The organism is Escherichia sp. Marseille-Q3837 (assembly GCF_916618735.1).
Classification (GTDB): Bacteria; Pseudomonadota; Gammaproteobacteria; order Enterobacterales; family Enterobacteriaceae; genus Escherichia; species Escherichia ruysiae.
On sequence record NZ_CAKAKC010000001.1, the window covers coordinates 3,834,677 to 3,846,293 of the forward strand.

General features: G+C 49.9%; 9 protein-coding genes. 1 reads left to right on the forward strand and 8 read right to left on the reverse strand.

From position 1 onward, the window contains the following. Positions 1-291: 291 nt before the first annotated feature. Both LG381_RS18555 and LG381_RS18560 read right to left on the reverse strand, forming a co-directional pair. Positions 292-1,722 (reverse strand): APC family permease, encoded by a 1,431-nt coding sequence (locus LG381_RS18555; RefSeq protein WP_000918532.1) that lies wholly within the window; start codon positions 1,720-1,722, stop codon positions 292-294. Between the two features lie 207 nt (positions 1,723-1,929). Beyond that, a complete protein-coding gene (locus tag LG381_RS18560; RefSeq protein WP_000109306.1) occupies positions 1,930-3,078 on the reverse strand; it encodes an MFS transporter in 1,149 nt (382 codons plus the stop codon). Positions 3,079-3,392: 314 nt separating this feature from the next. Here LG381_RS18560 and ycaC point away from each other — a divergent pair, with 314 nt between their 5' ends. After that, the gene (ycaC, locus tag LG381_RS18565; protein WP_000165876.1) at positions 3,393-4,019 is read left to right on the forward strand and encodes an isochorismate family cysteine hydrolase YcaC; all 627 of its coding nucleotides are present in this window, start codon (positions 3,393-3,395) and stop codon (positions 4,017-4,019) included. A gap of 36 nt (positions 4,020-4,055) precedes the next feature. Here the strand turns inward: ycaC and LG381_RS18570 are convergent, their stop codons facing one another. The 6 genes from LG381_RS18570 to lolA form a co-directional block, all read right to left on the reverse strand. Next, positions 4,056-4,919: a dimethyl sulfoxide reductase anchor subunit family protein gene (locus LG381_RS18570; protein ID WP_225762748.1), complete on the reverse strand. Its 864-nt coding sequence runs from the start codon at positions 4,917-4,919 to the stop codon at positions 4,056-4,058. A gap of 1 nt (position 4,920) precedes the next feature. After that, positions 4,921-5,538, reverse strand: a complete 618-nt coding sequence (gene dmsB / locus LG381_RS18575; RefSeq protein WP_000213098.1) for a dimethylsulfoxide reductase iron-sulfur subunit DmsB — start codon at positions 5,536-5,538, stop codon at positions 4,921-4,923. A 10-nt stretch (positions 5,539-5,548) separates the two neighbouring features. After that, positions 5,549-7,993: a dimethylsulfoxide reductase subunit A gene (gene dmsA / locus LG381_RS18580; RefSeq protein WP_000850273.1), complete on the reverse strand. Its 2,445-nt coding sequence runs from the start codon at positions 7,991-7,993 to the stop codon at positions 5,549-5,551. Between the two features lie 237 nt (positions 7,994-8,230). Next, complete coding sequence (gene serS, locus LG381_RS18585) at positions 8,231-9,523, reverse strand: serine--tRNA ligase (protein ID WP_000886683.1); 1,293 nt, start codon at positions 9,521-9,523, stop codon at positions 8,231-8,233. Positions 9,524-9,613: 90 nt separating this feature from the next. Next, positions 9,614-10,957 (reverse strand): replication-associated recombination protein RarA, encoded by a 1,344-nt coding sequence (gene rarA, locus LG381_RS18590; protein WP_085460577.1) that lies wholly within the window; start codon positions 10,955-10,957, stop codon positions 9,614-9,616. 10 nt (positions 10,958-10,967) lie between these two features. Continuing rightward, a complete protein-coding gene (gene lolA, locus LG381_RS18595; RefSeq protein WP_225762995.1) occupies positions 10,968-11,579 on the reverse strand; it encodes an outer membrane lipoprotein chaperone LolA in 612 nt (203 codons plus the stop codon). Between the last annotated feature and the right edge of the window lie 38 nt (positions 11,580-11,617).

Here is an 11,617-nt window from a genome sequence, read left to right on the forward strand (position 1 = left end):
AAAATACGAGTTTACATTACCAATCTTTGTTGAAAATTTAGCCGTAAAAATCATGTTATTACTATGCGCAAGAGTTTACTCCAGAGCCCAAAATAATAACTTGCAAAATAACCAATAATTAAAACTATCACCATATCTAAAAATAATGGTCTCCGATAACTAAAATTCGTATTATCACGGTAGCGTTGATTTTCTTTCATCTCTTAAGAAAAACTTAACTTTTGCCTTATCAGGCCTGATCTAATTTTAGTCTATTTGATATCACAGCCCCGGCGAACCGGGGCATGATGACTATTTTGTATTCGCTTTACGTGCAAGCAGCGGGAATATCAGCCCCAGCCCAACGAGGACAAATGGCGTAGTAATGTTCAGTGCCAATTGGAATGTCCACTCTGCAGTGAAGGCTTCCATTTTAGGGAAAATTCCTGTCAGGCAGGCAAAAGCGGTAAAGGCAAAACACCATATCCCGACGGTCATTGCCATCGGCTTATTACGAATAAAGACATACTCTGGTTTATATTTCTGCGCCAGGCGAACGACAGCAATAAACGCAACAAATACCCACAAATAACGCAGCGGCATCACTACCGAGTTAAGATTCAACAGCCATTTATAGAGATTGTTCATATCACCGATGCCGAGAGTCGGTAGCATAATCAGGATCGCCACCAGCACCAGAGTCAGAAAATAACCATTAACCGGCGTACCAGAAGCGTTGGTACGACATAAACTTGCTGGAATATATTTGCTGTCGGCATCGCCTAATAACACTTTAAGCGGTGCATCAATCGAAAATACCAGTGCGGCAACTTGCCCCAGAGTGTTCGCAATGGCATAAATCACCATTAAGGTATTACCCATATTGTAATACTCCCCCAGCTTCTGGAAGGCGTAATACTGACCGTTAGTCATCAAATCATCGGGAATATTGCGCGAGTCAAACATCATCCCCATCGCCAGTGAGCCGAGAATCGCACATACTGCTACCATGCCCGCCAGACACAACATCCCTTTTGGAAATTCTTTTCCTGGGTTGCGTGTTTGGTTAACGTAAGGAGAAATCTTCTCAGCACCACCAACCGCAAAAACCAGCATTGAAATGGTGGTAATGTAGGTGAAATCGATATGTGGTATGAATGTTTCCCAGGTAATATTAGTAGTCGCAATATGCACTTCAGTAATCGCAGGCGCGGTTACCGCCATCGCCACATAGAGGAGCGACATGACAAACATCGCAATCCCTGCCACAGAACCAACAATTTTCAGTGACTTCATGCCTCGGGAGGCAACCCACATAAAGAAGATAAACAGCACCAGCGTTAACCCCTGTAACGCTACGACCGAATATTCTTTGATTAACGAACCATCGCCTTTCATCGCCCAACCGAGCGCGATCAGTATTGCCTGTGGTTTTTGTGCCAAATAAGGAATATGCACCACCCAGTAGGTCCATGCTGCAAGGTAAGCCAGCCCTGGCCCCATGGTATGTTTAATCCAAGTACTAACGCCCCCTCTCCCGTCTTTAAAGGTCGAACCTAACTGGCCGACAATCAGGGCATAAGGTGTGAAATAGAGCGCAAAAATAAATACCCATGAAAAAACAACCACCAGTCCCTGGTTGGCATAGTTATTTACAACGTTGCCAAAGCCCCAAACGGTAATAAATGACATCAAAGCAATGTTGTACCATCGCAACTGTTTTTCCTGAACGTTCCCAGCCATAGTTCGATCCTTCGCCAATATTTAATGGATATTTCGAAAACGAGGAATTATGCGCGGCAAACAAGACGTGCGGAAATAGCGGAATGCAAAATTATAACCTGCTGCACACTTTATTTTTTAACGAATAAAATTTGCTAAAAAATAGTTGTACAGTGGAAACAAAAAACAGAGTGCGAAACAGCCAGTTCACACTCTGCACTCATTCATTTACACGTGAGCAACGGGTTTTGGTGTATGACCGGCGTTGCGAAGCAGCATGAGTAAATAAATAAACGACACACTGGCGATCATGATAAACAGCAGATTATCAGAGAAATTCTGCATTAACATGGCAGTAAAAGACGGGCCAAGCAGACTACCGACGGTATAACTTAACAATAACGCCTGATTCATTGCCACCAGCTGATGATGTTCAACTTTCTCGCAAGCCCAGGCCATCGCCACCGGATAGAGCGTAAAACCGGCTGCACCGAGGATGAACAACGCAGGTGCCATTGCCGCCTGACTTAACATCGCAATACTACCGAGAATGACGACAAATACCTGAACGCGCAGTACCAGCAGGCGACCAAATTTATCTGCCAGACGACCAATTGGCCATTGCCCAAGGATACCAGCACTAACCAGAACCGCCATCCAGAAGCCAATGCTGGCGTTGCTAATCCCTTTATGATTGAGGTACAGCGGCATCAGACCATACAAAGAACCCAGAACGATTCCCGAGATAATACAACCGTTCACGCCAAGCCGCGCCTGACGAAGTTTTAGCATTGACGTAATTGGCGTCGAAGCATGGTTCTCAGCCTGCTGATTCACGATACGAGTAAACAGCAGCGGCAAGATCCCTGCCAGGGTCAACCCTGTAGCCCACGGCAATACGCTCATCAACTCGGTTGAAACTTTACTGAGCAGTAACTGGCCTAAAAACGTCCCCACATAATAAACCATCATATAGGCGGCAAGTAACCGCCCACGGTTACGTGACGTTCCGCTGCACATCAGCGCGCTTTCTACCACCACCCAAATCATGGCGCAACCAACGCCTGCGACGAACCGCCAGGCTAACCAGCTCCAGAAACCAATCATCAAGCCAAGCCCGGCACAACCCGCAGCAAAAATAAAGGAAGCAAGGTAATAGCTGCGATTAAACCCAAAGCGTTTAATGACATACCCTGTCAGTAAAGTACCAACCAGGTTGCCGGTAAAATAAGACGAACTGACGACGCCGACCTGCCATGTGGGCAAGTGTACCTGGGCGAGCCATAGCGGCACGAGTGTATTTAACACCGCGATCGCCAGAGTCAACAAAAGTAGGCCAGACAGCAAAAGCATGACAGGCCGGGTATACGTGGACATGAATGAAAACCGTGAGGAAGTTCAAATTTCATGCGCATCATGCCACCGCCAAAAACATTGTCAATGGGTGAAAATACGTACATAACGCAGCGGCTGTATTATCGATTTATATTACTCATTCATAACACTAATAACGAAAAGATAATCAGTCTCATCTAATTGTTTTTATTGATCTAACATAACGTTCATATGTTTAGTTCAGTCGAAAAATTTCATGGTCACTGCAAACCTGAATTTCCCGTCTATGCTTTCAGGGCAACGCATCGCGTCTGAACGATTTCAGGCGTACCACTGACTCTCGAAAGGAGAAGAGAATGACCAAACCGTATGTTCGTCTCGATAAAAATGATGCTGCTGTTTTGTTAGTTGATCACCAGGCCGGTTTACTTTCCCTCGTGCGGGATATTGAACCTGACAAATTTAAAAATAACGTGCTGGCGCTGGGTGACTTAGCCAAATATTTCAATCTACCCACCATTCTTACTACCAGTTTTGAAACCGGTCCTAACGGCCCATTAGTCCCTGAACTGAAAGCACAGTTCCCGGATGCACCGTATATTGCCCGTCCGGGAAATATTAACGCCTGGGATAACGAAGATTTTGTTAAAGCGGTCAAGGCGACAGGTAAAAAGCAGTTGATTATCGCCGGAGTGGTCACCGAAGTTTGCGTAGCATTCCCGGCGCTTTCGGCGATTGAAGAAGGTTTCGATGTCTTTGTGGTGACTGACGCGTCAGGAACCTTTAACGAAATTACCCGGCATTCGGCATGGGATCGTATGTCACAAGCAGGGGCACAATTGATGACGTGGTTTGGTGTCGCCTGCGAACTGCACCGTGACTGGCGCAACGATATCGAAGGTCTGGCGACGCTGTTCTCTAACCACATTCCTGATTATCGTAATTTGATGACCAGTTATGACACCTTAACGAAACAGAAATAAAAGAAAACCGGGGCCGAGACCCCGGTTATAAACATCTTAGCTGGCAACGGCCATCCCCACAGTCATATGCAACCCGTAGAACACGCCACGCCCGATTAATTCACCAGCCAAAAGCAGGATGAATGACACGGAAAGCAGCGATACCGCAGGCTGAGAACCTTTTAACTGAGGTACAATCCACAAGCACAGTGCCACGGCGATAAGCACAATCCGCCAGGCCATCAGCGCACCATAATCCGGCACCAACGCCGCTGCCTGTTGTACAGAAGAGTGAATCGTAGCGAGTTCAGCCCCCTGCATTACAGACATTACGCCGCTCACCACCAGTGCCAGCACTGAAATGGCCGGAAGTAAACGCATCACCCAACCATTAACCCCCGCCAGACGCAGTAACAAATATCCCAGCAGCGGGCCTCCCATAAACATAGTCAGGAAGAAGCCCATCGGTGTCCAGATGCTGTACCAGGTCGGTACGGTATCGATGCTGTTATAAACTCGCACCATCATCCAGACAAACACCACGCCGAGAATCATCGTCACCACCAGCCACAGCGTGCGTAATGCCGGTGACAGTTTTTTCAGCACTGCCAACAACCAGCCGATGCCACCTACGGCAAAAAAGATCGAACCACTGGCGATTTCATTACTCAATGCCGAAGCGCCAACCCGGTTGAGTGAGTTAAAGGCGCGCATGGGTGAGCCAAGGTGAAGCATTGAGGCGATAAAGCCAATGCCCATCAGTACCCACAAGCCAAACATACAGGTAATCACCCGCTGTTGGGTATCAGCCCGAAGTTCGCCTTTCAACAAGGCAAATGCCAGAACGATAAAACCGCCCACGACGCACTGCCCGAAGACCGTGAAGATCATCAACGGCCATTCATGCCATCCACTTCCCATCTCACACCTCCTTCGGATTTGCCAGATAGCCAGTGGTATCCCCGGTTGGGCGGCTGTTGGCGTTAGGTTTGATCACAATATTCGGTTTGGTAAAGTGCGCTCGTGGCAATGGCGCAACGGCCGCCAGATCGCCATGTTTTTTACGCAGCTCGTCGATAGGGCCAAAATCCAGCGCCCGCAGCGGACAAGATTCAACGCAGATCGGCTTTTTACCTTCCGCGACACGGTCATAGCAACCATCGCATTTGGTCATATGCCCTTTGGTTTCGTTATACTGCGGTGCGCCATACGGGCAAGCCATATGGCAGTAACGACAGCCGATGCACACATCTTCATCAACAACGACAAAACCATCTTCACGTTTATGCATCGCACCGCTCGGGCAGACTTTGGTACACGCCGGATCTTCGCAGTGATTGCACGAAATCGAGAGATAGTAGGCAAATACGTTTTGATGCCAGACACCGTTATCCTCCTGCCAGTCGCCACCAGCATATTCATAAATGCGGCGGAAGCTGACTTCAGGCGTCAAATCTTTGTAGTCTTTACAAGCCAGTTCGCAGGTTTTGCAACCGGTGCAACGGCTGGAATCAATAAAAAATCCATACTGGGTTGTCATCGGTTACTCCTTACACCTTTTCAACCTGAACAAGGTTTGTATGCGACGGATTCCCCTTGGCGAGAGGAGACGGACGTTGAGTGGTCAGTACGTTGATACAACCGCCCTTATCGACACGTTTTGCATCCGGGTCATACCAGGCACCTTCGCCCAGTGCGACCACGCCCGGCATCATTCGTGGCGTCACTTTCGCCTCAATATGAACTTCACCACGATCGTTAAAGATCCTGACCTTATCGCCGTTGCTGATACCACGTTTTTGCGCATCAAGCGGGTTGATCCACATTTCCTGGCGGCAAGCCGCTTTCAGCACGTCTACGTTGCCGTAGGTGGAGTGAACGCGAGATTTATAGTGGAAACCTGTAAGTTGCAGCGGATACTGTTTGTTCAGCGGATCCTGATAACTTTCAAAACCTGGCGTGTAGATCGGCAGTGGATCGATCACGTCGCCTTCCGGCAATTCCCAGGTAGCGGCAATGTCAGCCAGCGCCTGTGAATAGATCTCAATTTTGCCTGATGGCGTGGTCAGTGGATTAGCCTGCGGATCTTCACGGAAGGCTTTATAAGCAACGTGATGCCCTTGTGGGTCGCGCTTTTTAAAGATCCCCTGCTTGCGGAACTCTTCAAACGTTGGCAGTTCAGGAATCGCTTCCCGCGACTGGGCATACAGATGCCGCATCCACTCTTCCTGTGTACGGCCTTCAGTAAACTGTTGCTCAACGCCAAGACGTTTTGCCAGTTCGCTGGTCATTTCATAGATGGTCTTACATTCAAAGCGCGGTTTAATCACCTGATCGTTGAAAATCACGTAAGACATATTCCCGCAGGATGCATCCAGCGCAAAGTCCATCTGTTCGGAAGCGGTGCAGTCCGGCAGCAGGATATCAGCGTATTTCGCGGATGAGGTCATGTGGCAGTCGATAACCACAATCAGCTCGCACTTCTTATCATCCTGAAGGATTTCATGGGTGCGGTTAATTTCTGAATGCTGGTTAATCAGGCAGTTACCGGCATAGTTCCAGATCATCTTGATCGGCACATCCAGCTTATCTTTCCCGCGAACCCCATCACGCAGCGCCGTCATTTCCGGGCCTCGTTCAATGGCATCGGTCCACATAAACATGGATATGCTGGTCTGGATCGGATTTTCGAGAGTCGGCATACGGACAAACGGTAAGCTGTATGAACCTTCACGCGCGCCGCTGTTCCCTCCATTGATACCAACGTTACCGGTCAGAATCGCCAGCATCGAGATAGCACGGGTTGCGATTTCACCATTAGCGTGACGCTGCGGCCCCCACCCCTGGCTGATAAACGCCGGTTTGGTACTGCCGATTTCACGAGCCAGTTTGATGATTTTGTCTGCCGGAACACCGGTGATTTGCGATGCCCATTCCGGCGTTTTGGCAACGCCGTCTGCCCCTTCACCCAGAATATAGGCTTTGTAGTGGCCATTTTTCGGCGCACTGGCTGGCAGGGTTTTCTCGTCGTAGCCAACGCAATATTTATCGAGGAATTCCTGATCAACCAGATTTTCGGTGATCATGACGTACGCCAGACCGTTAACCAGTGCGGCATCTGTTCCCGGACGAATTGGGATCCACTCATCTTCACGCCCGGCACCGGTGTCGGTATAGCGCGGATCGATGATGATCATGCGAGCATTTGATTTCTGACGTGCCTGTTCAAGGTAATAAGTTACCCCGCCGCCGCTCATTCGCGTTTCGCCCGGGTTATTACCAAACAGCACCACTAGCTTACTGTTTTCGATATCTGACGGGCTGTTGCCATCCGCCCAGCCGCCATAGGTATAGTTCAGACCTTCTGCAATTTGCGCGGAGGAATAATCACCATAATGGTTCAGATAACCGCCGCAGCAGTTCATCAGGCGCGCGACCAAAGTATTTCCCGGTGGCCAGGAACGGGTCATGGTGCCGCCCAGCGTACCTGTACCATAGTTCAGATAGATGGATTCATTACCGTACTCTTTAATCAGGCGCTGCATATTGGTCGCGATAATGTCGTAGGCTTCTTCCCAGCTAATACGCTCGAATTTGCCTTCACCGCGCGCCCCGACGCGTTTCATCGGATATTTCAGGCGGTCTGGGTTATAAACGCGGCGACGCATGGAACGTCCACGCAAACAGGCGCGTACCTGGTGCAGGCCATCGTAATTGTCATCACCGGTATTATCTGTTTCGACGTATTTGATTTCACCGTCCACAACATGCATTCGCAGTGGGCAGCGGCTACCGCAGTTAACTGTACATGCGCTCCAGATAACCTTCTCGTCAGAATTTGCCGCAATGGCGTTATCGACAGCGTGCGCTATTCGACTAAAAGGTAATGTTAATGCACTGCTGGCCATCGCCAGGCCACCGATCGCTGTCGTTTTAACCAAACCACGGCGACTCACCTCAGCAGCCAATACCGCATCAGGGATTTTCGTTTTCATAATGGCTCACTCAAGCTTGCTCACGATTAATTCCAGTAACAAACCGTATTGTGTAATTATTTTTATAGCTGGCGCTATATAGGTTTGTATACATCGAATGATTTGAAAATCAACAGGATAGGTAGATTTTCACTCGTAAGTAGTATTGCGCTTAAGTAACGAGTAATTATTGTTTGGTATCAAAGGGAGACAAAAAAAGCGCCCGCAGGCGCTTTTTAGATTCAGAAAAATTGGGTATTAGCCAATATATTCCAGTCCGTTCATATATGGACGCAAAACTTCTGGTACTTCAATACGACCATCGGCCTGCTGATAGTTTTCCATTACCGCAACCAGCGTGCGACCAACAGCCAGCCCGGAACCGTTCAGGGTATGAACCAGACGGGTTTTCTTGTCAGACTTGCTGCGGCAGCGTGCCTGCATACGACGCGCCTGGAAATCCCAGACGTTAGAGCAGGAAGAAATTTCGCGGTAGGTGTTCTGCGCCGGGATCCATACTTCCAGGTCGTAAGTTTTGCACGCGCCAAAGCCCATGTCACCAGTGCAAAGGATGATTTTACGGTACGGCAGACCCAGCAGTTGCAGGACTTTTTCTGCATGACCGGTCATCTCTTCCAGCGCCGCCATAGAGTCTTCCGGGCGCACGATCTGAACCATTTCAACTTTGTCGAACTGGTGCATACGGATCAGACCACGGGTATCACGACCATAAGAACCGGCTTCAGAACGGAAGCATGGCGTATGGGCGGTCATCTTAATCGGCAGGTCATCTTCATCAATGATTTCACCGCGAACCAGGTTGGTCAGCGGAACTTCTGCCGTTGGGATCAGCGCGTAGTTACTGGTGTCTGCTTCTTCTTCCAGCGGACGGGTATGGAACAGGTCGCCAGCAAATTTCGGCAACTGACCTGTACCGTAAAGCGTATCCTGGTTAACCAGATACGGGACATAGTTTTCACTATAGCCATGCTGCTCGGTATGCAGATCCAGCATAAACTGCGACAATGCGCGGTGCATACGTGCGATCTGCCCTTTCATCACCACAAAGCGCGAACCGGTCAGCTTAACCGCTGCTGCAAAGTCGAGGCCAGAGTGCATTTCACCCAGCGTCACGTGGTCACGAACTTCAAAGTCAAACTCACGCGGGGTGCCCCAGCGGCTGACTTCAACGTTGTCATTTTCGTCTTTACCCACCGGCACTTCATCTGCAGGCAGGTTAGGGATTGTCAGCGCGATATCGCGAATTTCAGCCTGTAAAGCATCCAGCTCGGCTTTTGCTGCATCCAGCTCTTCGCCCAGTTTGTTCACTTCCAGACGTAAAGGCTCGATATCTTCCCCGCGCGCTTTCGCCTGGCCAATGGATTTCGATCGGGAGTTACGCTCCGCTTGCAGGTTTTCCGTTTTGACCTGCAATACTTTACGACGCTCTTCAAGAGCGCCCAGCTTATCTACATCCAGCTTAAAGCCCCGGCGTGCCAGTTTTTCAGCGACTGCGTCTGGCTCATTACGCAGCAGATTGGGATCGAGCATGCTTATCCTGTGCTTATCGAATTAAATGGGAGATGTGGCCACAGCCTGCGACCACAGGGATACAGTAACAACATTACCGCAACGATAACATTAACGGTAGCGTTTTATGGGGCTATTTTGATCCTGTTCAGCCAGCCAGGCGAGCTTTTCGCCAATCTTGCCTTCCAGCCCCCTGTTTGTCGGGAAATAATAGCGTGTTTGTGCTATTTCCGGTGGGAAGTAAACCTCACCGGCCGCATAAGCGTTTGCTTCATCATGAGCGTAACGATATTCCTGCCCGTAGCCCATTTCCTTCATTAATTTCGTCGGCGCATTACGCAAATGAACCGGCACGTCATAATCCGGACGTTCGCGAGCATCGGCCAGCGCGGCTTTAAACGCCGTATACACAGCGTTGCTTTTCGGCGCGCAGGCCAGGTAAACAATCGCCTGGGCAATGGCGCGTTCGCCTTCTGCCGGACCAACACGGGTAAAGCAATCCCATGCAGCAATCGCTACCTGCATCGCACGTGGGTCAGCATTGCCGACGTCTTCCGACGCTATCGCCAGACAGCGACGCGCGACATATAACGGATCACCACCAGCAGTAATAATTCGCGCATACCAGTACAACGCCGCATCAGGTGCGCTGCCACGCACAGATTTATGCAGTGCGGAAATCAGATCGTAAAAGCGATCGCCTTTGTTATCGAAGCGGGCGCTACGCTCACCGGCGATTTCCGTCAGTAATTCGGGCTTCAGGACACGTTTGCCACTGCCATCGACTTCGGCCATATCCGCCATCATTTCCAACGTATTTAACGCCCGACGCGCGTCACCATTCACCAGTTCAGCAATCGCACGGCGTGTTTCATCTGGCAGAACAATATCCTGCCCACCATAGCCGCGCGTTTTGTCTTCCATCGCCTGAGTAAGTACTCGCTCAATATCCTCGGTCGTCAATGATTTCAGCAGATAGACGCGGGCACGTGAAAGCAGCGCCGAATTAAGCTCAAACGAGGGGTTTTCAGTCGTCGCGCCAATGAAAGTGATGGTGCCATCTTCAATATGCGGTAGAAACGCATCCTGCTGGCTCTTGTTGAAGCGATGTACTTCGTCAACAAACAGAATGGTGCGGCGTCCGGCGTTGCGGTTCTGCCGCGCGCGCTCGATCGCCTCGCGAATCTCTTTCACACCAGAAGTAACGGCAGAAATACGTTCCACATCAGCGTTTGCGTAGCGGGCGATCACTTCAGCAAGGGTCGTTTTACCCGTACCCGGCGGCCCCCAGAGGATCATTGAATGCAGGTGCCCGGCTTCGATAGCGCGCGGCAACGGCTTCCCCGCAGCCAGCAAATGTTGCTGACCGATATACTGTGCTAAATTTTCTGGCCGCATACGCGCGGCCAGAGGTTGAAAAGTATTATCCGAAAAATCGAGCGACAGATTGCTCACTCAGGTGCCTCTACTTACGTTGGTCATCTACCGTTACGCCTTGCGGCGGGGTGAAGGTAAATTTCGCTGCATCCACAACGCCATTTTGCTGGGATTTCAGTTGATAACTGCTGCGCTGATCGTCCTGCTCCACCGCGCTAAACTGATGGATTGTGCCGTCACGCCCCACGTTGATGGTGAACTGCTTCAGGTTGCCATTGCTGGCTTTCGGCGTCAGGATAAAGTCATCACCATTCTGTTTGATATTGTACTGCTGCCAGTCGCTGGACTGGTTGCGGGCAATCAGCATAAACGGCGTATTACCGGTAGCATCTTTCAGCCAGGTTGCCGTAGCCTGCTCAACGAACGGGTTATAGAACCACAGTGTTTTACCGTCAGAAACCAGGATGCTTTCATCAGGTTGAGTCATATGCCAGTTGAACAAGTTAGGACGTTTCACCCACAGATCGCCCTGACCTTCCTGCACCGCCGCACCGCTACCGTCAGTCACTTTTTGCGTGAAGCTGGCGTGGAAGCTGCTGACTTTATCCAGGCGGCTTTTCAGATCGCTTGCGGCATCAGCCCAAACACTGGACGCCACTAAACTTGAGAGTAATGCACAGGTGATGGCAATTTTTTTCATCATTGTTCCTCAAATTACGTCACTCCCAAACGGGAGTT